This is a genomic window from Paenarthrobacter sp. NyZ202 (assembly GCF_049860755.1).
GTDB lineage: Bacteria > Actinomycetota > Actinomycetes > Actinomycetales > Micrococcaceae > Arthrobacter.
The window spans coordinates 442,625-464,428 of the sequence record NZ_CP187556.1 but is presented as its reverse complement, the minus strand read 5'-3'; the positions used below and the strand labels follow the sequence as shown (position 1 = coordinate 464,428).

At 64.6% G+C, this 21,804-nt stretch carries 24 protein-coding genes, 4 tRNA genes and 1 riboswitch; of the genes, 11 read left to right on the top strand and 17 right to left on the bottom strand.

The genetic code is table 11. From position 1 onward, the window contains the following. Positions 1 to 44: 44 nt before the first annotated feature. Positions 45 to 449: a helix-turn-helix domain-containing protein gene (locus ACPFL9_RS02310; protein WP_426005593.1), complete on the top strand. Its 405-nt coding sequence runs from the start codon at positions 45 to 47 to the stop codon at positions 447 to 449. Positions 450 to 454: 5 nt separating this feature from the next. On the opposite strand, the gene ACPFL9_RS02305 is transcribed toward ACPFL9_RS02310, so the two are convergent. The 6 genes from ACPFL9_RS02305 to ACPFL9_RS02280 are packed head-to-tail and all read right to left on the bottom strand — an operon-like array spanning position 455 to position 3,380. Then, complete coding sequence (locus ACPFL9_RS02305; protein WP_426005591.1) at positions 455 to 1,141, bottom strand: DNA alkylation repair protein; 687 nt, start codon at positions 1,139 to 1,141, stop codon at positions 455 to 457. Beyond that, positions 1,141 to 1,752 (bottom strand): hypothetical protein, encoded by a 612-nt coding sequence (locus ACPFL9_RS02300; RefSeq protein ID WP_426005590.1) that lies wholly within the window; start codon positions 1,750 to 1,752, stop codon positions 1,141 to 1,143. Before ACPFL9_RS02300 ends, ACPFL9_RS02305 begins: the two co-directional genes overlap by 1 nt. Further along, positions 1,749 to 2,402 carry a DUF6286 domain-containing protein gene (locus ACPFL9_RS02295; protein ID WP_426005588.1) on the bottom strand — a complete coding sequence of 218 codons (654 nt, stop codon included), beginning with the start codon at positions 2,400 to 2,402 and terminating at the stop codon, positions 1,749 to 1,751. The genes ACPFL9_RS02300 and ACPFL9_RS02295 overlap by 4 nt, the downstream gene beginning before the upstream one ends. Next, positions 2,399 to 2,779, bottom strand: a complete 381-nt coding sequence (locus ACPFL9_RS02290) for a hypothetical protein (protein ID WP_426005586.1) — start codon at positions 2,777 to 2,779, stop codon at positions 2,399 to 2,401. The genes ACPFL9_RS02295 and ACPFL9_RS02290 overlap by 4 nt, the downstream gene beginning before the upstream one ends. Beyond that, positions 2,776 to 2,967 carry a DUF2273 domain-containing protein gene (locus tag ACPFL9_RS02285; protein WP_426005584.1) on the bottom strand — a complete coding sequence of 64 codons (192 nt, stop codon included), beginning with the start codon at positions 2,965 to 2,967 and terminating at the stop codon, positions 2,776 to 2,778. Before ACPFL9_RS02285 ends, ACPFL9_RS02290 begins: the two co-directional genes overlap by 4 nt. Beyond that, positions 2,964 to 3,380, bottom strand: coding sequence for an Asp23/Gls24 family envelope stress response protein (locus tag ACPFL9_RS02280; protein ID WP_426007471.1), 417 nt, complete (start codon positions 3,378 to 3,380; stop codon positions 2,964 to 2,966). Before ACPFL9_RS02280 ends, ACPFL9_RS02285 begins: the two co-directional genes overlap by 4 nt. A gap of 290 nt (positions 3,381 to 3,670) precedes the next feature. Here ACPFL9_RS02280 and ACPFL9_RS02275 point away from each other — a divergent pair, with 290 nt between their 5' ends. Both ACPFL9_RS02275 and ACPFL9_RS02270 read left to right on the top strand, forming a co-directional pair. After that, on the top strand, positions 3,671 to 4,330 hold the full coding sequence (locus ACPFL9_RS02275) for a DUF6318 family protein (protein ID WP_426005582.1): 660 nt from the start codon (positions 3,671 to 3,673) through the stop codon (positions 4,328 to 4,330). A gap of 79 nt (positions 4,331 to 4,409) precedes the next feature. Beyond that, positions 4,410 to 5,276, top strand: coding sequence for a hypothetical protein (locus ACPFL9_RS02270; RefSeq protein ID WP_426005581.1), 867 nt, complete (start codon positions 4,410 to 4,412; stop codon positions 5,274 to 5,276). Between the two features lie 154 nt (positions 5,277 to 5,430). On the opposite strand, the gene ACPFL9_RS02265 is transcribed toward ACPFL9_RS02270, so the two are convergent. The 5 genes from ACPFL9_RS02265 to ACPFL9_RS02245 form a co-directional block, all read right to left on the bottom strand. Further along, positions 5,431 to 5,506 (bottom strand) — tRNA-Phe (locus tag ACPFL9_RS02265). Positions 5,507 to 5,554: 48 nt separating this feature from the next. Beyond that, a tRNA-Asp gene (locus ACPFL9_RS02260) sits at positions 5,555 to 5,628 on the bottom strand. Between the two features lie 84 nt (positions 5,629 to 5,712). Then, positions 5,713 to 5,785 (bottom strand) — tRNA-Glu (locus tag ACPFL9_RS02255). Between the two features lie 164 nt (positions 5,786 to 5,949). After that, the gene (locus ACPFL9_RS02250) at positions 5,950 to 6,186 is read right to left on the bottom strand and encodes a helix-turn-helix domain-containing protein (protein WP_426007470.1); all 237 of its coding nucleotides are present in this window, start codon (positions 6,184 to 6,186) and stop codon (positions 5,950 to 5,952) included. Then, positions 6,183 to 6,815 carry a hypothetical protein gene (locus tag ACPFL9_RS02245; RefSeq protein ID WP_426005579.1) on the bottom strand — a complete coding sequence of 211 codons (633 nt, stop codon included), beginning with the start codon at positions 6,813 to 6,815 and terminating at the stop codon, positions 6,183 to 6,185. Before ACPFL9_RS02245 ends, ACPFL9_RS02250 begins: the two co-directional genes overlap by 4 nt. 149 nt (positions 6,816 to 6,964) lie before the next feature. Here ACPFL9_RS02245 and ACPFL9_RS02240 point away from each other — a divergent pair, with 149 nt between their 5' ends. Continuing rightward, the gene (locus ACPFL9_RS02240; RefSeq protein WP_426005578.1) at positions 6,965 to 7,921 is read left to right on the top strand and encodes a DMT family transporter; all 957 of its coding nucleotides are present in this window, start codon (positions 6,965 to 6,967) and stop codon (positions 7,919 to 7,921) included. A gap of 9 nt (positions 7,922 to 7,930) precedes the next feature. Here the strand turns inward: ACPFL9_RS02240 and ACPFL9_RS02235 are convergent, their stop codons facing one another. Together ACPFL9_RS02235 and ACPFL9_RS02230 are read right to left on the bottom strand one after the other, a co-directional pair. Beyond that, a complete protein-coding gene (locus ACPFL9_RS02235) occupies positions 7,931 to 8,854 on the bottom strand; it encodes a carbohydrate kinase family protein (protein ID WP_426005576.1) in 924 nt (307 codons plus the stop codon). Continuing rightward, entirely contained in the window at positions 8,851 to 9,915 is a 1,065-nt protein-coding gene (locus ACPFL9_RS02230; protein ID WP_426005574.1) for a LacI family DNA-binding transcriptional regulator, read from the bottom strand. The genes ACPFL9_RS02235 and ACPFL9_RS02230 overlap by 4 nt, the downstream gene beginning before the upstream one ends. A gap of 117 nt (positions 9,916 to 10,032) precedes the next feature. On the opposite strand from ACPFL9_RS02230, the gene ACPFL9_RS02225 reads away from it, so the two are divergent. Both ACPFL9_RS02225 and ACPFL9_RS02220 read left to right on the top strand, forming a co-directional pair. After that, a complete protein-coding gene (locus tag ACPFL9_RS02225; RefSeq protein WP_426005573.1) occupies positions 10,033 to 10,536 on the top strand; it encodes a metallopeptidase family protein in 504 nt (167 codons plus the stop codon). Between the two features lie 10 nt (positions 10,537 to 10,546). After that, positions 10,547 to 11,467 carry a cation diffusion facilitator family transporter gene (locus tag ACPFL9_RS02220; RefSeq protein WP_426005572.1) on the top strand — a complete coding sequence of 307 codons (921 nt, stop codon included), beginning with the start codon at positions 10,547 to 10,549 and terminating at the stop codon, positions 11,465 to 11,467. On the opposite strand, the gene ACPFL9_RS02215 is transcribed toward ACPFL9_RS02220, so the two are convergent. Together ACPFL9_RS02215 and ACPFL9_RS02210 are read right to left on the bottom strand one after the other, a co-directional pair. After that, positions 11,464 to 14,295 (bottom strand): PEP/pyruvate-binding domain-containing protein, encoded by a 2,832-nt coding sequence (locus tag ACPFL9_RS02215; RefSeq protein ID WP_426005570.1) that lies wholly within the window; start codon positions 14,293 to 14,295, stop codon positions 11,464 to 11,466. The two genes, ACPFL9_RS02220 and ACPFL9_RS02215, sit on opposite strands and share 4 nt — an antisense overlap. Before the next feature lie 18 nt (positions 14,296 to 14,313). After that, positions 14,314 to 15,351: a universal stress protein gene (locus tag ACPFL9_RS02210; RefSeq protein WP_426005569.1), complete on the bottom strand. Its 1,038-nt coding sequence runs from the start codon at positions 15,349 to 15,351 to the stop codon at positions 14,314 to 14,316. A 436-nt stretch (positions 15,352 to 15,787) separates the two neighbouring features. Between ACPFL9_RS02210 and ACPFL9_RS02205 the strand changes: the two genes are divergently transcribed. Then, positions 15,788 to 16,456: an FAD-dependent monooxygenase gene (locus ACPFL9_RS02205; RefSeq protein ID WP_426005568.1), complete on the top strand. Its 669-nt coding sequence runs from the start codon at positions 15,788 to 15,790 to the stop codon at positions 16,454 to 16,456. Positions 16,457 to 16,540: 84 nt separating this feature from the next. Here ACPFL9_RS02205 and ACPFL9_RS02200 read toward each other — a convergent pair whose 3' ends face one another. Together ACPFL9_RS02200 and ACPFL9_RS02195 are read right to left on the bottom strand one after the other, a co-directional pair. Beyond that, positions 16,541 to 17,329 carry an NlpC/P60 family protein gene (locus tag ACPFL9_RS02200; RefSeq protein WP_426005566.1) on the bottom strand — a complete coding sequence of 263 codons (789 nt, stop codon included), beginning with the start codon at positions 17,327 to 17,329 and terminating at the stop codon, positions 16,541 to 16,543. Positions 17,330 to 17,332: 3 nt separating this feature from the next. Then, positions 17,333 to 17,496: riboswitch (cyclic di-AMP (ydaO/yuaA leader) on the bottom strand. A gap of 179 nt (positions 17,497 to 17,675) precedes the next feature. Beyond that, positions 17,676 to 18,308, bottom strand: coding sequence for a copper resistance CopC family protein (locus ACPFL9_RS02195; protein ID WP_426005565.1), 633 nt, complete (start codon positions 18,306 to 18,308; stop codon positions 17,676 to 17,678). Between the two features lie 112 nt (positions 18,309 to 18,420). Between ACPFL9_RS02195 and ACPFL9_RS02190 the strand changes: the two genes are divergently transcribed. The 4 genes from ACPFL9_RS02190 to ACPFL9_RS02175 all read left to right on the top strand — a co-directional run bounded on the left by ACPFL9_RS02190 (position 18,421) and on the right by ACPFL9_RS02175 (position 21,691). Next, on the top strand, positions 18,421 to 19,863 hold the full coding sequence (locus ACPFL9_RS02190; RefSeq protein ID WP_426005563.1) for an NCS2 family permease: 1,443 nt from the start codon (positions 18,421 to 18,423) through the stop codon (positions 19,861 to 19,863). Positions 19,864 to 20,019: 156 nt separating this feature from the next. Then, complete coding sequence (hutG, locus tag ACPFL9_RS02185) at positions 20,020 to 20,970, top strand: formimidoylglutamase (RefSeq protein WP_426005561.1); 951 nt, start codon at positions 20,020 to 20,022, stop codon at positions 20,968 to 20,970. Positions 20,971 to 21,024: 54 nt separating this feature from the next. After that, positions 21,025 to 21,513 carry a hypothetical protein gene (locus tag ACPFL9_RS02180; protein ID WP_426005560.1) on the top strand — a complete coding sequence of 163 codons (489 nt, stop codon included), beginning with the start codon at positions 21,025 to 21,027 and terminating at the stop codon, positions 21,511 to 21,513. 107 nt (positions 21,514 to 21,620) lie between these two features. After that, a tRNA-Cys gene (locus tag ACPFL9_RS02175) sits at positions 21,621 to 21,691 on the top strand. Positions 21,692 to 21,804: the final 113 nt, after the last annotated feature.

The following is a 21,804-nucleotide window of genomic DNA, read 5'->3' as shown; positions in this document are numbered from 1 at the left end:
ACCGGATTTGGTTGCCTAGTATTGCCTATGGAACAGTGGGAAGTGTGGATGAACTAGAAGCACTCCAGACTATTGGCCGGCTGATCAAGGAAGAACGCCTGGCCCAGGGGCTCAGCCAGGTGCAGCTGGCCAAGCAGGCCGGGACCGCCATCAAGACCGTCCGGACGCTGGAGTCGGGCACTCGTCGGACGCAGGAAATCAACCAGCGGAAATTGGAGCATGCCCTGGGGTGGCGGGCGGGCTCGGTTTCAGAAGTTCTTAAGGGAAAATCAAGCTTCGCCCCCGACCAGATCACGCCGGACGACATGCGGACCACCGAAGACTCCCGGCAACTGCCCGGTCCACGGGTTACAGCCCCGGCCGCCCCGATCGCCCGGGCGTCACACCTCTCGGATGAGGAGCTCCTTGCTGAGCTGACCTACCGGATGATGCACCGCAATCGGGGCTAAGTTCCTCAGGATTGCTTCCGGCGCACCATCTCATTGATCCAGATGGGCGCGAACGGAGAGGTGCAATTGGGCGGCGTGGGGTAGTCCTTGAGCACTTCCAGCCGTTCGCCGATGCTCAGGGCACGGGCACGGAAGTCCGGGTGCTCGATCCCGATCTGGGCCAGGCAATGGTTCATGGCCCACTGAAGACGTTCCGGGGCCTCCTTCATGCCGGCCTCGATCGTGTCCAGCAGCCCGCCGAGGTCCAGGCCTTCAGGGCTTTTGACTACGCGCTCCGTCGTCAGTGCCCAGCCTGCGCTGGCAATCACCGGGTCCGGGTCAGCGAACCATGCTTCGCGCAGCGCTTCTGCGTGGGCACTCTTCTTGACCACGTAGTTGACCAGCCAGTCATGGACCTTGGGTGTACGGGATTCCCGCAGCATGCCGTCCAACTCTTCCCGAGTAAAGGCTTTGGGCCTGCAGATCAGCAGCGCGAGCAGTTTCGCGGCGGTGTCATCGGTGGCCCAGAGCTCGCGTGCCAGTTCCTGCTGGGTTTTCAGGCGCTTGGCCACAGCCCGCAACTTACCCAGGTTTACACCGTGATCGTCGCCGTGTTTTTCGTTGACTTCCCTGGCGCGGGGATCCTCCAGAGCGGCGAGTTCGGACATCACCTGTTGGAGGGTGGATTCTCCGAGAGCAGTTGTTCCTGACATCAGCGGACCCTTTCAGCCTTGGTGAAACGCGCACGGGCGCCGGTTGCCATGTGGACCAGGACAGGGGTCTTCTTGCCGATGACCAGGTCCAGCGCCTCCACCAAACGGGACACTTCTGCGGCAAGGAGGTGCGGGGCCACTCCTTGCCTCGGATGGATACGGACCCGCAGGCACGGCTGGCCCTTGACCTCATAGGTTGCCACCGAGGCTCCGGCGAGGTCCGGCCTGTCCGCCAGCGCTGCACGAAGGGCCTGCTCGGCAACGCCGCCGCCGATCTGGACTTCCCCGTCAACATGGCTGTCGTCGTCGCTGGACACCAGCAGGTTTGCCCGGCCCTTGCCCTGTTGCGCCAGCCACGCCACCATGGCCACGATGACCAACAACAGGACCGCGCCTGCGACTATCCAGAGCCAGCTCTCCTGGCGGCCGGGAAAGCGCGTGGCCCGGAACGCATCTTCGGCGCCGGCCCAGACGGATCCAGACCACCCGTGCCACCAGTCCGCGACCGCCGGGACGGTCGCCAGCAGCACCAGCAACAGCCCTACGGCGAGCATTTTCACACCGATAATGAACAGGAGCACCCGGTTGAGGGCCCTGGGGGTCTCATTCATGCACCGATCACCCCCGACGTCGCCAGGTTAACCCGCACGGTTGGCATGGGAACGGGAGACATTTCCTCAAGTTCAGCCTGGACCGCGGTGAGGATCGCTTCCCGGCTGACCCTGATGCCTGACGTTGGCCGTACGTTCACGATCACTTGCTGCTGCGACACCACCACCATGACCTGCTCCTGGGTCACGTTCGCGGCAGTACGCGCACGACGGGCCAGGGCGGAGGCCAGGACCTCGTCATCAACCACGACGGCGGTGCGTGCGTCACGCAGCAAGTGGCGCGCCCGTTTGCCCGGGAGCACCGCCTGGAGGAGGAAAAACAGTCCCACCATGGCGATCACTGCACCGCTGGCCCCGAGCAGCAGCGGAGAAATTCCCGCAGGCAGGGCGATGATCCTTTCCGCAGCGGTGCCGGGGTCTACGAGCCAGGGCGGTTGCCCGATAGCGCGGACCACCGATTCCAGCAGCGCATAGACACACACAATGATGACCAGCACTGCCGCGATACCGGCAGCACCGGCACGCGATGAGTGGGTCTCCCTGCTCAGGATCCGGCTCATGGCGGCGTCCTCACCGGCAACAGGGCTGGCTCCCGGAAGATGCCCGGGGGCGGGGTCCGCAGGCCCCGAGACGACATATTCCTGGGTCATTGGACCCGGCCTCCCTCCGAGACATGCGCGCCGCTGATCCGGATATCCACGCGGCTTAGTTGGGAACCGCTCAGCTTGGTCACGGTTTCGAGCACCATGGCTTTCGCTGCCACGGCACGGTCCCAGATGGAGCCGCCCATGCCCCGGACGCGCTGCGGGTTCCGGAGGACGTCGCCCAAGGCGGGGATCCGGATCGGTGCGACGATCGATAGAGCCAGCAGGCCGTCGTCGTCCGTCCAATCTGCACGGATATCACCCTGGGCAACGCCGAGGGCCTCGGCGGCGGCAGCCTGGGCCAGCGATGTCAAAGCCTGGGTACTGATCCGGTTGTGGCCGGCCAGGCTGGTGGTGGGTTCCACAGCCTCAGCCACACTCATGACGACGAGCGCCGGCCCGTAAGCGCGTCCAGGACGCTGCGCAGGTCCAGCTTGCCGTCGGCCGCGCGTCCAAGGAGGGCGCCTATGCCCATGAACAGCAACGCCACGAGGAAGCCCCAAAGACCGAACTGAAGGGACATGAAGGCCACGAAGGCGCCGATCGCAATACCCACCACAGTCATGCTCACTGGAGTGCCTCCTTTTCGACCACCACTGTTTTCGCCCCGGCAGGTTTGGCGGGCGGTGTCACGTAAACATCGTTGATTTCCACGTTGACTTCAATGACCTGGAGCCCCACAAGTTCCTCCACCGCCCGATAAACGGCGGCGCGGACCTGGTTGGCTACGCCGTGCAGGGGGTAGCCGTAGAGGGCGACGAGGTTGATGTCCACGGCCACCTGCGTTTCGCCCACCTCCGCCCGGACCCCGGCTGCGTGGTCCGAGCTGCCCACGGCATCCCGGATCGCGCCAAGCGCCCGTGAAGGTCCGGATCCCAGGGAGTACACGCCGGGGACCGTGCGGGCCGCAATGCCGGCAACTTTGGCTACCGCGGTTTCCGAGATGATGGTGCGCCCGGTGCCAGGGACTTCGTCCCCGGGCATGGGTTCTATCTGCACAGTCGGATCCGGCACGTTGTGGTGTGGCACGTTCTGTTCTGACACGGAGCACTCCCCTTCTCTTGACTACCACCCTAACGTCTAGGTCAGACGCTTTGGGAGAGAAGGAGTTGCGCGGCGACCAGTACTTGCAGCGCCAATGCCTGCAGCCCGGGCCGGGACTCTTCCTGCACATGCCGAGGTTATCCACAACCGTGCTGCACGGGGTCGGAACCTCCATCCTCCCCTGCCTAGACTGGCCGACAATACGCCAAACAGCCGCTGGGGAGCCTGTCATGCCACGCCGTACTTTCCTACCGACCTTTCGCCTGCCTGTCGCCGCTGCTGTGGCGGCAGCGCTGCTTCTGGCCGGCTGTTCGAGCGGTGGCTCACCATTCGCCAACCCCACGACGACGGCGGCACCCGCCCCAGGCGGCTCGGCGGGTCCTTCGGAAAGCAGTGGGCCGCCCACTGTTTCAGCCACCGGTGCATATAAGCCGGCGGATGCGCAGGGGAAGGCCCAAAACGTCCCGGTTCCCGTGATGCCGGCATTGGCCCGCGAGAACACGAAGGAGGGGCTGGAGGCGTTTATTCGGTACTGGTATGCGCAGCAAAACTTCTCCATTGAGACTGGCGACCTAGCCGGATGGACGCCCCTCTATAGGAACACCTGCGCCACGTGCGGGCGGATCGCCACAGGTATCAAGGACAGCTACGTCAAGGGACGATGGAGCGCCGGTGGCAAGATACACACGCCAGTCATTGAGGTCCTGTGGGTAGACGGCGCCGAAGCCCAACAGTCCAAAGTGCAAGTTGTTCAGGACCAGGCGGACTACTACAACGCTGACGGCTCAATGGGGCGGCCCCCTGAATCCGCCAGCAACTCAGCATTCGGCATCTTCACCGTTTTCGAAGCAAATGAATGGACGGTCTCTGACCTTGGCCTCATCAACTGACATCCACCGAGGGCCACGCCGGCTGATCGCCCTCGTGGCGATCGTCGCAAGTTACTTATTGGCACCTGGCCCTTCGGCGATGGCTGACTCTGATACCTGGGTCGGCTACAACAACCAGGCCGGGGCACTGGAACTGTCGAGCAAATTCAGGTTCAACCCAAACACGAGCGCCCTAACGTCGGCCTTGATCGAATCGCAGGCGCCGACCGAGGATCCGAATCAGTACATGGCCGATACTCATTGCCGGGCTGATGGTCCGGACACCGTGGACCCGGGCTGTTTGGCCCTGTCCTGCCCACCCCCGGCTACCGGAGGCGCGGAAGGCACCCCGGTGATCTGGAAACAAGCACCCAAAGCCATCACCAATCCCGGCTGGACCGACTGGATCCCCGTCAGCGGCCCCACCTGCCTCTACACCGAAGAACCCGCAGACGTCCTGGCCGAGATCGCCGCACGGATCCTCACCGACTTCCAACACCTGCCCATCAACCCCGGCACCGTGGAAATCCAACCCTTCCCCCACACCCTCATCGGCGCACCCACCAACACCTACACCACCGCCACAACCCAGACCTTCAACACCACCATCCTCGGCCAAAACGTCCACCTGACCGCCACCCCCACCAGCCACACCTACACCTACGGCGACGGCACCACCCTCGGACCCACCCCCGACCACGGCGCCCCACTGCCCGAAAAACACTGGCTCCAGGACAAAACCCGCACCAGCCACACCTACACCACCACCGGGAACTACCCCATCACCGTGACCACCACCTTCACCGGAACCTACTCCGTCAACAACGGCCCACCCCTGCCCATCAACGGCACCCTCAACCTCACCACCCCACCCAAAACCATCCACGCCTGGAAAACAGAACGAGCCCTCGTCGCCGACACCTGCGAAGAAAACCCCACCTCATGGGGCTGCCCCCAAAACCGATAGACGACCGGCAGCCCAAAACAGATAGGAAGGAGAGGGCGCCACCGGCAGCGTTTATCGGATCGCTGCATGCCACCAAAAAAGAATGTGGGAAAAATGCAGGAGACAGCGGGTTAAACAAGAAAAGCACCAGTTCCGAAGAACTGATGCTTCCCAGTGGTGGCTCCGACCGGCGTCGATCCGGTGACCTTTCGATTTTCAGTCGAACGCTCTACCAACTGAGCTACAGAGCCTAGGTGACATGTCACCTTGAGAACCGGAACTGCTTCCGGCGCTCAGAGCGACCCTGACGGGACTTGAACCCGCGACCTCCGCCGTGACAGGGCGGCGCGCTAACCAACTGCGCTACAGGGCCTTGCTTTGCGGTATCTCTACCGCGTTTTTTTCAAGGCTTCCAGCTTACCAGACTTTTTCGGTCCGATTTACCACTTGCCTTGCGTACCCCCAACGGGATTCGAACCCGTGCCGCCGCCGTGAAAGGGCGGTGTCCTAGGCCGCTAGACGATGGGGGCCTGAACTCAATTCGAATTTCGCAGCAGAACACAACGCTTTATGCGTTCTTTTCCGCTCTCGCTCGTCCGAACTGGACTCTAAAACTTTAGAGCATAGATACCCGGATTCCAAAATCGAGGGCCGTGTGACCTCCGACACGCACTCGCGAATCACTCCCTGGCGACTACCCGACGCCACCGGGAACGTACTCGAACAGGTCCCCCACCTGACACTCGAGGACCCCGCAAATGGCTGACAGCGTAGAGAAGCGGATCGCCCTGGCGCGGTCATTCTTCAGGACGGACAGATTCACCAGGCTCACCCCAACCCGTCGGCTGAGCTCGGTCAGGGTCATCCCCCGCTGCTCCAGCAGCTCATCCAGCTTGCAGTGGATGGCAAGGTCTTCCTCGGCCGGCATCAGACCAGGCCCTCCACATCGCGCTGCAACCGCCGCCCAAACTGGAAAACCCCGGCGAACAACAGCAGGGCAATTCCGGCCACAAGGGGTGTGGGATTAAAACCCGACACATACAGCAGGGTCTCGCCCGGGGTTGCCGGAGCCAGGCCGACGTATTCAGCGAGCCGGTTGCGGGCCGTTGAGTCCATGATTTGGCCAGCGCTCCCGGCAATCGCCAGAACTCCCCCGGCAATTCCCAACACCACCGCGGTACCGCGGGCGAAAAGAACCGCATTCGCCAGCCTGTGGGCCAGCAGGACCAGCAGAGACGCCACCGCCAGGATCGCCACCTGGTTGAACACGGCAGACCAGCCCAGCAGGGCTGCCTCATTTTCCGGGAGCCTTGGCATAGTGACTTCGACTTGGGACGTCCGCCCCGCGGCCCCGAACCCCAGATCGCGCATTTCCTGCAGCGCTGGATCCACCGGCAGCCTCAGCACAACCTCGCCGGAGTTTCCGATGATCGAGACCACCGTGAAACCCGTGGTCACCAAGGCCACAGCAAAAGCGATCACCATCAGCACCACCGAATCAGCCCTCGAGACCACTTTGACGCGAGCCAAAGAGTCGCTGACGTTACTTCGCAAGCCCATGACCAACCCCCAATTTATCGATATTCGTTATTACCGTTAATCGATAACGTACGGCAGCAGCCTGCGGGGGTCAAACATTGGCAGTTTCTTGAGGGGACGCGTCCGAAATCCGCCAGCCGCGAACCTCAGGACCGGGCTAGATTTGCCCTATGACAACCACCACCCCGGCCGAACCAGGCCAGCCGTCCCCCGGCATCCGGCAGCGCACCACCCCAGCGCCAGGAGCCCCCATCAGCAAGGCCGGCATCGCAGCTGTGGCCATCACCGTGGTTCTCTGGGCCTCCGCGTTCGTGGGCATCCGCGCCGTCGGACCAAGTTTCTCCCCCGGTTCCCTGACGCTCGGACGTTTGGCGGTTGCCGCCGTCGTTCTTGGAATTGTGGTGCTGCCGACCCTGAAGGTGTGGCCCCGCGGACGCGAGTGGTTGCCGATCGCCGCCTACGGCGTGATGTGGTTCGCCGGCTACAACGTTGCCCTGAACGCCGCAGAACACCTGCTCGACGCAGGAACGAGCGCCATGCTCATCAATGTCTCGCCGATCCTGATCGCCGTTCTGGCCGGCGTAATCCTGAAGGAAGGCTTTCCGCGGTGGCTGCTGATCGGCAGCGCGGTGGCCTTCGGCGGAGTGGCGATGATCGCCTTGGGCTCGGGCCAACGCTCGACGGCGGATGTCACCGGGGTCCTGCTGTGCTTGCTTGCCGCCGTGCTCGCCTCGGTGAGCGCGATCCTGCAGAAGCCGGTACTGCGGAAGTTCACCGCGGGGCAGGCGACCTGGTTCGGCATCATGGTCGGCACGCTCTGCTGCCTGCCGTGGACCGGACAACTCATCAGCGAGGTCCAAGCGGCTCCCATGCCGGCGACGCTGGGGCTGGTGTACTTGGGCATCTTTCCCACAGCCATCGCCTTCACTACATGGGCTTATGCGCTGTCCCTGATTTCGGCAGGGAAGCTGGCCGCTACCACCTACCTGGTTCCCGGAACCACGATCCTGATTTCGTGGGCCGTGCTGCAGGAAATCCCCAGCATCTGGGGCTTGGTCGGCGGCGCGGTGTGCCTGGCAGGGGTTGCACTGACGCGTCGCAACCCCCGGCCGCGCACATCACACTGAACCGGTGAACTAGCGGGCCATACCGGCCAGGAGTTCACGGTGCGTTGGCGGATTTGCTCCGGGCCGGCCCACCGTGATGGATGCGGCCATGGACGCAGTGGTGCCGATCCGTTCAAGCACGGTGGGTGCCAGCCCGTCGCTGCCGCGCAGCAGCAGACCCATGATGAGGGCCGACATATAGGAATCGCCGGCGCCAATGGTGTCAGCCACGGAGGACGGAATTGCAGGAACGTTGAGCTGCATGCGCGGGGCGGCCATCAGGGAACCCCTGGGTCCCTGCGTCACCACTGCCAGCCCGGTCCCGAGCGACAGCAGGTGGTTCGCGGTGTCTTCCAGGTCCTTCCCCGGGTAGAGCCAGCGTGCGTCGTCGTCGCTCATCTTGACCACGTCGGTGAGCGGCACGAGTTCTTCAAACAGCGCCAGCGCCTCGTGGTGGCTGCCCAGCAGGTCCGTGCGGATGTTGGGATCGTAGGTGACCATGCAGCCGCCCTGAGCTTGTTCCAACAGGCTGCGGACCACCGACGCACCAGGCTGCAGGAAAGTCGCGATCGAGCCCGTGTGCAGGATCCGAGGAGCGTATGGCAGCGTCAGCGGGGCAAGCGCCCAGTCAATCTCGAACGTATATTCAGCAGACCCGTCCGCAGCGATACTGGCCGTCGCCGTCGCTGTTTTGCCCAGGGATTTGGATCCCGGCAGCAGCACCACGCCGGCGCTCTGCAGGTGCGCGGCGATCGCATCGCCCCGCTCGTCGCGGCCGATCGCGGTCAGGAGCCCCGTCTTGACGTCCAGCCGGCCCAGGCCGTAGGCGACGTTGGCCGGCGAACCGCCGGGGTACTCGGTCTGGCCGTCGGGAGACTGCACGATGTCGATAAGGGCTTCACCCACCACGACGACGTCGAGGGGCTCAGGCGCGGTGTTGGCAGTGGCGGTCATGCGGTTCCTGTTCGTTGAGTGGGGAGGTGCTGGAGATGGGCCACGGAGTGCCGTTCAATCAAAGGACATTCGAACAATTCAGTGTGGCCCGGGGTAGCGTTGCCGGCGAGGATCAGCTCCACGGCGCGCCGCCCCATGTCCACAAAGGGAAGCTTCAGGGTGGTCAGGCCAGGCCGGAGATACGGCGCCAGGGACTCCTGGTTGTCGAAGCCGACCACGGACACATCGTCGGGAACGGACAGCCCCAGCGAAGCCAGCGCCTGGTAGGCGCCCCACGCGGTCCTGTCGTTGCCACAAAATAGCGCTGTGGGAGGTTTCGGGCCCGTCATGAGCGCGAGGGTGTTCCGGTACCCCCCGTCTTCGTGGCCGTCGCCCGGGCGGTGGAGGTCGTCGTCGTAATCCACGCCCGCCTCAGCCAGGGCGCGCCGGTAACCTTCAAGACGCCCGACGACGGCCGGCAGCCCCTCCTCGACGTCACCGATGTTGATAAAGCCGATCCGCCGGTGGCCTGCGTCGATGAGCCGCCTGGTGGCGGTGTAGCCGCCCAGCCCTTCCGACGGCGCGATGCTGGGAAAGGTGCCGCTTCTGTCCCGGGCATTAAGCACGACGGCGGGAACTTCACCCAGGACGTCGGGGACGTCCACCACCTGGTGATACATGGACGCATAAACCACCCCGGCCACCTTGTGGGACAGCATGGCCTCCAGGGACGCTTCCTCCAGTCGCTGGTCTCCCCCGGTGTTGACGGTGAGCAGCAGCATGCCGGCTTCCCATGCCCTGGCCTGCGCGCCTTCGATGATCTTGCCGGCGAACGGAGCCGTGGCCACGTGGTCGCCCACGAAGCCGATCATGCCGGCCACGCCGTCCCGCAGCACCTTGGCGTGGGCGTTGGTGCGGTACCCCAAATGGCGGGCGGCCTCGTGAACCCGCTGACGGGTGTCCTCGGAAAACCTTCCGCCGCCGGCATCATTGAGCACCAGGGAGACCGTGGCCTGCGAGACGCCCGCCGCGGCAGCGACATCGTGCATCGTGGGGCCGTGCCGGGTACCGGGGCGCGTCATGCGGGACCTGTCTGTGAGCGGAATGAAAGAGGCAGTTATACGAATAACCAAACCCGGAAAACTGTATCTCCCATCACAACCAGCGTCAACGCCCCGCCAGCGGACTAAAGTCGGATTATGCCCGCGAACCTTCCTCCCGGCCTGCCGATTGTTCCTGATGGTGAGCGCCCCTCATCACCCCTCGCCGGGCCGATCTCCGAGCGAAACGCCGTCCACAGCCCCGTGGAAGAAGTGGGCCAGCCTGCAGGGGCACCCTTCGAGATGTCTCCGGAGGAGTTCGAGGAAGCCGTGAGCGATGCGCTCCAGCTCATTCCGCCCAAAGCTGCCAGTGCCATGGACAACGTGGCGATCTTCATCGAAGACGACTACACCCCGCAACCGGGCGAGGACCCCGACACTGTCCTCCTGGGACTCTACGAAGGCGTGCCCTTGACCGAGCGGGACTCGTGGTGGGACGCAGGATCCCTGCCGGACCGCATCACCATTTTCCGCCAGCCGATCCTCGATATCTGCACGTCCCGGCAGGAAGTGATCGACGAAGTCGCGATCACCGTGGTCCATGAGATCGCCCACCACTTTGGAATCGACGACGACCGCCTGCACGAGCTGGGCTGGGGCTAGCCTTGTAGTCATGGGGCACGACCACAACCACTCGCACGGACTCACAGCTACCGGCAAGCACCGGAAGAGACTGGTGGCCGTCCTTGTCATCACCCTGGGCGTCGTGGGCATCCAGGTCGTGGGTGCTTTCCTTTCCGGTTCGCTCGCCCTGTTGGCCGATGCAGGCCATATGCTCTCGGACGCCGCCGGGGTCTTCATTGCGCTGATGGCAGCGTGGATCGCCACCCGGCCCGCCAGCGACCAGCGCACCTACGGCTACCAGAGGGCGGAAGTCCTGGCAGCGCTGGCCAACGCGTTGATCCTCATCGTCATCGCCGTGGTGATCATGATCGAAGCCATCCGCCGTTTTGGGCAGACGCCCGAAATCCACACGGACGTCATGCTGTGGGCAGCGATCGTGGGCGCCGCAGCCAACCTCATTTCGCTGCTCATCCTTCAGGGTGCGCAAAAGGAAAGCCTCAACGTCCGTGGTGCCTACCTGGAAGTCCTGGGCGACCTCCTCGGTTCGCTGGCCGTGATTGCGGCTGCGATCGTCATCATGACCACCGGATTCACGGCAGCGGACCCCATTGCATCGGTGGTGATAGCGCTGATGATCATTCCCCGGGCCTGGCACCTGCTCCGCGATGTGGTGGATGTTCTCCTCGAGGCGACCCCCAAGGGGATTGAAGTCACCATGATCCGGGAACACATCCTGGCCGTCGAGGGCGTGGTGGACGCGCACGACATCCATATCTGGACCATTACGTCCGGTGTTCCGGTCTTTTCAGCACACGTGGTGGTTGAAGACGAGGTGCTCAACGCGACGGGTGCCGACAGCATCCTGGACCAGTTGGGCTCATGCCTTGGCCGGCATTTCGACACCGACCACTGCACGTTCCAGCTGGAGCCCGTCAGCCACTCGGAGCACGAATCCCACCAGCACGCCTAGGCTTCAGCGGCTGGAACCACTGTCCCGGCGGCTCCGTCCACAGTAATGGCCTGGCCGGTTTCCAGGCGTAGCGTGGCATCAGGAACACCCACGACTGCGGGGATTCCGTACTCGCGGGCCACCACTGCCCCGTGCGAGTTGGGGCCACCCATTTCCATGACCAGCCCGCCCGCCGTGAGGAAGAGCGGCGTCCATCCGGGGTCTGTTGAGGGGGCCACCAGGATCTCGCCGGGCTCCAGGTGGGCTCCCACGGGATCCATGATGACCCTTGCCCGCGCCGTCACTACTCCCGCCGACGCCGGGCTTCCGGCAAGGGCACCAGGCGACAGGTCCTTGGCGGCCAAGTGGCCTGTTGCCTCGGGTTCGGTGCCGTCAGAGAGCAGGACCCGCGGAATATGCCGGCGGCGCAGCTCCTGCTGGTAGGCCTCGCGCCGCTGTACCACCGTGGACTGGAAACTCCTTCCGGACAACGCGAGATCGACGTCGTCAAAGTCAAGGAAGAAGATGTCCTCCGGCGCGTCAATCCGGCCGTCCCGCGCGAGGTCCTCACCAACCACGAGCAACTGCCTGCGTGCCGCCGCCAAGCCGAGAACCAGGTTGTACTTGGGCAACTCCCGCAGCCCGGCAAACCGGCGTGTTCGGTCCAGGGCTGTTTTGACGAGTGCCGCATGCACCGGGCTCTTGGTCCTGGCACGGGCCACGAGCCTTGTCACCTGTTTTTCGGCCTCCCGTGTGGCGTGCTCGAACTGCCGGTCGGGGTCCCCGGGCGTTGGGGCATCCTGGTGCGGGCTTCCCCGTTCCAAGCGTCCTTCCCGGCGTCCTGGAGATTCCAGCCTGAGGTAGTTGGCCACTACGCCCAGGATGTGGGTCGGGTCCTCGGACCAGCGCGGCATGCCGAGGTCGATCTCAGCCACTGCACGGTGTCCGTAGGCGGCGAGGAATTTTTCCACACCGGACTGGGCACGGGGAGGGAGGGTTCCAGCCACGCACGCCGCTCCCAGATCCCCTGCACTGTGTGTCCGGAAGTAATCGGCGGCTTCGGGGTCCTCCCGGATTTCCGCGGCCAAGCTCCAAAGCTCCAGGTCCATCTCCGTGGTGACATTGTTGGGTAGCCCCCGGATGACGGTTTGGAGCTCGTTGTAGGCCACGTCCGGCCCAAGCAACTTCCTGACCATCAGCAGCATGCCGAAGCCGAGGGCCGGCAGCGGAAGGATTTGTGGCACGGTGGCAAAAATCTGCCGGCCGAGGATCTGCTCCGCATGGCCCAGGCGCTCACGGCTCGTGGCAGCGCCGGAAAGTTCCAGTGAGTCCCTGAGGTGCCTGCTGAGCTTGCCCACGCGATCCATGGCGGCATCCGGACGGAAAAGGCCTCGAAGCGCGGTCTCCGGCACCCTGTACCTGCCAACCACCGGAGCCACATGCCGGAGGAGCTTCAGCGGGGTTTTGTTGGTTATGGAGAACCGTGGATCTTCCGTAAGCCCCCGGATCAGCGCCGCGGAGCGGGCCTCCATGATGTCGAACACACGCGGCACGATGGACCGGCCCACCCGGCTGCGCACAACGGACGTGAGATCGAAGAAGATCCGCTGCCCGGCCTCGTAGTACGGCGAAGGACCGGAACGCGGATGGGGAACGTCGAAACCGGCAGTCCGGGCAACGCAGGAAGCGATCAGCCGTATCCCGGCCAGTCCCATGGGTGTCAGGGGACGGGTCAGTCCCTGTGCGAGGCTGAAGTTCAGGAAAGCGTGCTCTCCAGGGGTGCCTGGCTTCCTGGTGAACAGTGGATACAGCGTGGTGATGGGCCTTGCCTGCGTCAGCCACAAGGTGCCGGTTTTGTCGATGGCCCATTCCGTGTCCTGCGGGGCAGAGTAGTGCTCCTCCACCCGTTGCCCCAGCAGCGCCAGCTCCTGGATCCGGGAGTCACTGAGGCACTGTTGGGGAGGGTTGTCCGGCAGGGTGGCCTCGATCCGTTCCGTGCCGCCGCCGGGTACCGATCGGATTTCCACCCGACGATCACCGAGGGTCCGTTTGAGGATGCTCCGGGTTTGGACATCGACGATGTACTGGTCCGGATTGACCGCTCCCGACACCACGGCCTCGCCGAGCCCGGGGCTTGCGTCGATGACTGCCTCCCGCCGGCGGCCTGTCACCGGGTTGGCAGTGAACATCACCCCGGCGGCCGCGGAGTCGATCATTTGCTGCACCACCACCGCGAGGGTCACCGTTGAGTGGCTGATTCCGTTGGTGGTCCTGTAGCTCACGGCCCGGTCGGTCCACAGCGAAGCCCAGCATCTGCTCACTGCATCAACGACGTTGTCCACCCCCACGACGTTCAGGAAGGTGTCCTGCTGGCCGGCGAAGCTCGCAAACGGCAAATCTTCCGCGGTGGCCGAGGAACGGACCGCGACAGGAGCGTCTCCGCCCAGGGCCAGATAGGAACTTCGCAGTTCGGCGACCACATCAGGAGGGATTCCCGCCTCCCGTATCAGCGATCGCGCGCGGGCCGCCAAGGAGTTCAGTTCGGCTGTGGCCCGCTGGCCGGACGTGTCCCGCTGGCCGGACATGGACTGCTGGCCGGACGTGGACTTAGCCGCAGCATCCAAGGCCTCAAGAACATCCTCCAGGCCGGTTGACGCGAGGGAATGCCTGTACGCGGCTGTCTTCAGGCAAAACCCTGAAGGCACGGGGAACCCGGCGGCAAGCAACTCCCCCAGGTTTGCCGCCTTGCCTCCGACTTCTGCGAGCATCCCAGCCCGGATCCGGTCCAGCGGCACAACGTACGTGCGTCCACCAGTTCCTGGTTGCCGGTTCCGTTCCTGGCTGCTCATGTGAAGGGCGGCGCTGCTTTAGGCTGTGCCAAGCATGGGACCGAACTTGGCGCGGTCGGCGAGCCTGGGATCTTCCCTATCCGGAACCACCAGCACGGGCCCCTTGGCATGGTGCAGGACGCCGTCCGAAGTGGAGCCCAGAAGCATGCCGGCAAATCCACCCCGTCCGCGGGTGCCCAGGACCACGAGCTCAACACTGCGGCTGGCCTCCACCAGGACGTCAACGGGTGCGCCGTCCCGGAGGTCCGTCTCCACGGTCAGCCGGGGGAAGTGGCTCCGCAGCCACGCTACCCCAGCGTCCAGTTGCACCTTGATGTCCGCGAAGAGGGCATCGCGATCAAGCGGCGCAGGCACCCAGGCCAGCGATCCGCTGTACTGCGGAACTGCGCAAATGACGCGGAGGCTGGCGCCCATCCGCTCCGCTTGTTCAGCGGCTTCCAAAACCGCGACCCGCGCCTGCTCCGAACCATCCACGCCCACGACGACCACATTCTCCACCGTCCGCGGACCGGCCTTGGCGTGTTCGGCCTTGATGTGTTTGTCCTCGGTGTTCTCGCCCAAGCGGTCCGCGCAGTAGAGCGGCACAGTAACGGTAGGGCATTTAGCATGGGCAGGCAGCGCGCTGCTCACGGAGCCCAGGAGGCGCCCGACGAACCCGCCACGCCCGCGGCTTCCGAAGACCAGCAGCTCCGCCTCCGCGGACAGGTCCAGCAGGACACCGGCCGCGTCTCCGTTCTCAACGGAAGCGTCGACATCGATGGAGTAGCCGGAAACCTTGTCCATGGCCTGTTTGACGATCGCCTCGGCACCCTCCCGGATCACGGAGTCGTCCACTGTGGCGTACCCGCCGTCCAAGCCCGAAGCAGCAAAGATCGGCACCGAGTAGGCGGTGACGATGTGGAGCGGGCGCTGCCGGCGTTCAGCTTCCCGGGCGGCCCAGACCAAGGCGCACTGACCGTGCTCCGAACCATCCACGCCGACGACGATTCCTCCTGGTGCTGCCACCGGGTCCTCACCGTCCCGGGTGTGGTCAACGTGTCTGCCGTGCTGGTCCATTGGGGGCCTGCCTCTCCACCTGCTGCTTGATGTTCCGGCCATTCTGCCAGAGGTTCCAGCTATCGATGGACCTCGTGACAGGCTTGCCTGCGGCCGGGGCCGGGGAAGCCCTTGGGATTCCCCTTCCAATCCCAACTATTCTCGGTTGGCATGGCCGAATCAAGGCGACGTTGGGCTATGTGCATAACGGTCCGGGCTCGGTTTCGGGGTCCAGCCAGTGCCCGCAGCCAGGCTCCTTGATGCGGCCAAAATGACTACAAAAAACACGCTGTGGCGGAGGCTATCCACGACACAAAAAGTTGGGTAATGTTCGAGTCACCGAATGGCCGGCAAGCGTGTTCCAGCACACATACCGGCCATTTACTTGCGACCGCTTGGGGACCCGGACGCAACCCATGCCATGCCCGCGGGCACACAGTCAAGGAGGAACCAAGCAGTGCACCTCACGCCTGATTCCGGCACGGAACGGACCACCACCGTGGTCATCGGCGCCGGGCTTTCCGGGTTGGCTGTGGCCAGCGAACTGAGCCGTCATGGCGTCGGCTCAATCGTGGTGGACAGTCTCATGGGAACACCTTCCCCGGCAACGGCGTCCCTTCATACCGGCATGCTGCCCCGCTGCGATGTTTCCGACCCCGCTGCCATGCAGGAACGCAACGAAATCCTCCGGCACTTGCGCAACTACGCAGCGAGCCATCACTTGGATGTCCGCAGCACTACCCGCGCCGTGCGCCTCGATTTCCTGGGCAGCGAGCCACAACCGGCCTATGGCCAAGTGGCGGACCTTGGCAGCACCCGCACCGGCCTATCCCCGGTCGAAACCCGGAAATGGGCGGTCCATACCCCGGACGGCATCCTTCTGGCCGACCACATCGTGGTCACGCGCTGTGCCCAGAGCCAGTTGCGCAGGATGCTCGCGGACCTTGGAATCAGCATCGGCCAGAACCTCGTGGCCGCCATGCGGGCGGTAGGCATGCACCTGGTGGGCGTGGGCGAACTCGTGACCCCCACCCCCAAGGAAGTACTTCGGCAGGCCAAAGCCGTGGGCCAGGCCATCTCGGCGAGGGTGGCCCTTCCGGCCTCACCGGGCGTTGCCCTCGCCTGAAACGCCTTCCAACCAGACAACAAAAGCCGGCACCCTCGGGACGTTGAGTCCCGGAGATGCCGGCTTTTGGGTGAAGCGTGAGGCTTAGGCGCCTGCGCGTACGTAGGTCAGGGGGCCCGTTGCGGTCAGCCAGCTGATGGGGTGGATGCCCGTCTGGTTGCCGTTGATGCCACCGCTGATGGCCTGGCCGTTGCCGATGTAGATGGCAACGTGGCCGGACTGGACGATCATGTCGCCCGGCTGCGGGTCGCTGACTACCTTGCCGTAGTTCAGGAACTGCATGGGAGCGAGATCGCCAACCCGGATACCTGCAGAGCCGAGGGCCTTTTCAACCATGGCGGTGCAGTCCTGGAAGATGCCGATCTGCGCGTAGGCCGAGGCAACCATGGCGGCGTTGACGCCACCGGCGGCCGGAGCTGCGGCAGCAGGAGCGGCAGGAGCCGGAGCGGTTGCAGTGGCGGTAGCCGTGGCCTTGGCCGGGGCGGCAGCGGTGGTGGCTGCAGCCTTCTTGGGTGCCGGCGCAGGAGCCGGTGCCGGCTTTTCGATGACCGGTGCTGCTACGGAAGCAACCGCCGGACGCTCGAAGTTGACGGTAGCCGTTGCAGCGGCGGTGACAACCTTGTTGGGAGCCTCGGAAACCGTCTGCGCCACCGTGGCGGGGCTGGAGTCGCGCTCCACCGGTGCCTGTGCCGGGGTTTCCGCGGCGTGGGCGGCGATGGAACCGGTCAGGACCAGGCCCGACGCGGCGGCGATAACAGCAGCCTGGCGGCCTGCGCCCGATGCGTTGCTGGCAACAGCCTTGGAGATTGAGATGAACGGATTGGGACGTACGCTGTCCGCCTTACGACGGCCGCGAAGAATGCGTGAAGACATGAAAAAGCCTCTCCCGATGCCTGCGAGGTTAGCTGTCGGATTCGGATGGGAGTCACCCGGCCACTGTCTCCCGCCATGCAGCGGAAGCTTCGTGACTTCACCCCAAGGTCAGCTTCAAAAGCTGACCAAAATGGGTTCCCCGTCTCTGCCGTAGGTATGTCTGCGAACGGATTCCAGCCTGCGGCAGAGCTAGGCAATCAGGCCGGAAGTGCCCCGTACATGGATCGGGCACAGGTACTACCGTACGCGATGATCACACCAAAGTCACATTTGAGTAACGAGAAGTTTGGTTTTGGCGTGTCGCAGTAACCGATCCGAGACCTTCGACGCTAGGTAGAAAACCCCGTTATTCTGCGGATTTTTCGGCATCGGCGCTGTCGGTGGGCGCCAACTTCCGACGCGCCGTAACGGCCAGGAAGATCACGAGGCCAACCGCAACAACAGCCAGCCCGACGATGCTCCAGGGAAACGGCTGGGACTCCGCGGGGGCAGCCTCGTTGCCGCTGGTACCAGGTGCTGACGTGCCTGCCGAAGGGACCGACGCTGCCGGTGCGGACGCCGACGGTGACGCCACCGCCGAGCCGCCTGCCGCCGTCGTACTTCCGCTGGCGGCCGTGAAGGAAAAGGTGCCCTCGATCGGGTGGGAGTCGGAGCTGACCACGCGCCACGTGACCGTGTATTGGCCAGCCGGCGCGCCGGGGCGAAGCTTCTGCACCGCTTGGTTGTCGATGATTTCGACGGCGCCATCCGCCCAGTTCTCGCCACCGGAAGTCACCGTTACGCCCGAGCCGATGGCCAGGGGGCGGTTGTTGAAGGTGATGGAGACCGACGCCGGGACCTCGGCAACGCTGGCACCGTTCGCCGGAGCGGTGGACTCGGCGACATCGTGCGCGGACGCCGGAGCAGCACCGAACAGCACTGCGGCGGTTAAGGCCACAGCAGCAACGACGGCGGCCAGAAGGGGGCGGATGGTACGCATGGGGCGGTTTCTCCTAGTGTTGGCTTCCTTACAGACTAGGCGAATCGTCCGGCCGGGCCGTATCCGCGGCATAGGATTTGAGAGCACACTCACCCAATCCCCGGAGACCTTCATGCTTAAACAAGGTTCTGCCATCGACCGTTACTTCAAGATCTCTGAACGAGGCTCCACGTACTCACGCGAGATCCGCGGCGGCTTTGCGACGTTCTTCGCCATGAGCTACATCGTTGTCCTGAACCCCCTGATCCTCTCCGGAGCGGACTCCAGCGGCGAATCACTCGGCTTTACTGCCGTGGCAGCTACCACCGCATTCGTCGCGGGCATCCTGACCATCCTCATGGGTGCGTGGGCAAAGCACCCGTTTGCCGTGGCAACCGGCCTTGGCGTCAACGCCTTCGTGGCCGTCACCGTGGCCTCGCACCCGGAACTGACCTGGCCGGACATGATGGGCCTGGTGGTGCTCTCCGGCGTGACCATGCTGATCCTGGTGCTCACCGGATTCCGCACCGCCGTGTTCAAGGCTGTCCCGGAGGCGCTGAAGACCGCGATCGTGGTGGGCATTGGCCTGTTCATTGCTTTGATCGGCCTGGTGAACGCCGGCTTCGTGCGCCGCATCCCGGACGCCGCCGGCACCACTGTGCCCCTTGGATTGGGTGTTGAAGGCAAGCTCATGGGCTGGCCCACCCTGGTGTTCGCCGTCGGGTTGCTGCTGACCATCGCCCTGGTAGTCCGCAAGGTCCGTGGCGCGATCCTCATCGGCATCGTCGCATCCACCGCACTGGCTGCCATCCTCGAGTTCACGCTCCACATCGGCCCCAGCGTGGACGGCGACACCGTGAACCCGCGCGGCTGGTCCCTGGTGGCCCCTACCCTGTCCGAATGGGGCGCACCCGATCTCTCACTGATCGGCAAAGCCAACCCGTTCGGTGCCTTTGAGCACCTGGGCTTCATCGCCGCGGCGCTGCTGGCGTTCGTGATCCTGCTGAGCATCTTCTTCGACGCCATGGGCACCATGGTGGGCCTGGCCAACGAGGCCGGGACCGTGGACGAAAAGGGCAACATCCCCAACGTCGACCGTGTGCTTCAGGTTGACGCCCTCGGCGCGATCGTGGGTGGCGGTTCGTCCGTGTCCTCCAACCAGATCTTCGTGGAGTCCGGCGCCGGCATCGGCGAAGGTGCACGCACCGGCCTCGCCTCGATCGTGACCGGCATCCTCTTCCTGGTGGCCATGTTCTTCACGCCGCTGATCAACCTGGTTCCGTTCGAAGCCGTCGCCCCTGCACTGGTGGTGGTGGGCTTCATGATGGTCTCCCAGGTGGGCAAGATCGACTGGCAGGACTGGGGCGTGGGCATCCCGGCCTTCCTGACCATCGCCCTCATGCCGTTCACGTACTCGATTGCCAACGGCCTGGGCGCCGGATTCATCTCCTACGTCCTGATCCGCACGTTCCAGGGCCGTGCCCGCGAAGTCCACCCGCTGATGTGGGCCGTGGCCGCCGCCTTCCTGTTGTTCTTTGGCATTGGCACCGTGGAGGAGCTGCTCGGGGTCAAATAGCTCCCCGCCGAGATGGCATTTGGTGACAATGTTGGGCTCCGGCATTGTCATCAAATGCCATGTCGCGGTGATGTCCGGGCCTGGATGTCCGGCATTTCAGACACTCCGGACCCGGAACTGCTGGCTTTGGCCGTCCGGGTCCGGTCTGCTTTAAGCATGGAAACAAGCGCCCTCACCGTAGACGTCACTCCCACCCCGTGGACCGGCCGTTTCGACGGCGACGGCGCCGAGCACCGCAGGTGGTGGCAGGCTGTGGCTCCCCACACCCCGGAAACGTCCGCAGGGGCCCTGCGTCCCGCCGTCGTGCTTGGTTTTTGCAGTGACGCCGGCGTCCGCCGCAACAAGGGCCGGGTAGGTGCCTCAGCGGCGCCGGCCGCGATCCGTTCGGCACTGGGTCCGCTGGCGTTCCATCTGGACCGCGACCTCTTCGACGCCGGCGACGTCGTGGTGGAAGGCGACGCCCTGGAGGCGGGCCAGGAGCGTGCCGGGCGCGCCATTTCGGCACTGCTCGACGGCGGAAACCTCACCGTGGTGCTGGGCGGCGGACACGAGACCGCGTTCGCCAGCTACCTGGGCGTTGCGGGATCTAACGCCGTGCGCAGTGGCAAGCGGCTGGGCGTGCTGAACCTCGATGCCCACTTCGACCTGCGGGATGAGCCCACTCCGAGTTCGGGTACGCCGTTCCTCCAGATGTCCCGGGAGGAAGCCGCCGCCGGGCGCGAACTGCAGTACGCCGTCGTCGGTATTTCGGAACCCAACAACACGCGGACGCTGTTCGACACCGCTGACCGGCTCGGCGTGAAATACCTGCTGGACGAGGACTGCTCCGCGGAACGGGTGGAGGTTTTTGTTGCGGATTTCCTTGCCGGCGTGGACGTACTTTATCTGACGATCGACCTCGACGTGCTGCCGGCCTCGGTAGCTCCCGGGGTGAGTGCGCCGGCGGCGTATGGCGTGCCATTGCCGGTGATCAACGCAGTATGCCGCCAGGTTGCTGCCAGTGGAAAGCTGCTGCACCTGGATGTGGCAGAACTGAACCCGGAGTTCGACATCGATTCCCGGACGGCCAAGGTTACAGCGAGGCTGGTGAACACGCTCCTCGCGTGAGCCCTGTTCATCGGCGTCTTTCTCCGCATAGCCTGTGTGGAGGAAAGGATGGCGATGCGCACTGCTCCTGTGCAGGACAAGTGGGCCTGGGCGGCTGGTGTGATCGCTGTTGCCCTGGGACTGGCAGCCCACGTGGCTGCCGGTGGCACTCCCCCGGCACTGCCCCTGTTGCTGGCCCTCCTTGCGCTCACCTGCCTCGCAGCGCAACTGGTTACCCGTTGGGTCCATGGCCCCCTGTTGCTGCTGCTGTTCTCCGGCGTGGCGCAGCAACTCCTGCACTTCGGGCTGGATGCCTTTGGCGGATACGTGCCCGGCGGCGGACTCTTCGGGCATCTGCACGGTGGCAATCAGCCCCTGGACGTTCCTGCGGATAGCAGCGCCGCGTCCGAAGGATCCGTGCACCTGATGCTCTACACGCACGTTGCCGCAGCCATCCTTACCCTGCTGCTGGCCTCCAGCGCGTGGAAGCTGGCCCGTCTGGCAGCCCGGAGCGGGACCGGGACCCGGTCGTCACAGGCCGCCACCCACGGAAACACCACGTAGCCCAACCGGGAAACACTCCGTAGCCCCGGGAAAGATTCCGTAGCCCCGGGACCACCGGGGAAAAGAACTTTGCCCGGCACTTGCCACCGCGCCTAGGGTCGTTGGCACGTGGTGTACCCAAGAGGCCAGGGAGCTGCCTGCAAAGCAGCGCACGCGGGTTCGAATCCCGTCACCACGTCTCTGGCCCCCGCGAGATGGCATTAGATCACAATGTTTGGCTCAAACATTGGTATTAAATGCCATCTCGCGGCGATGATAGAGGGAGGCGCAGGGACTCTCCAAGCCGCACCA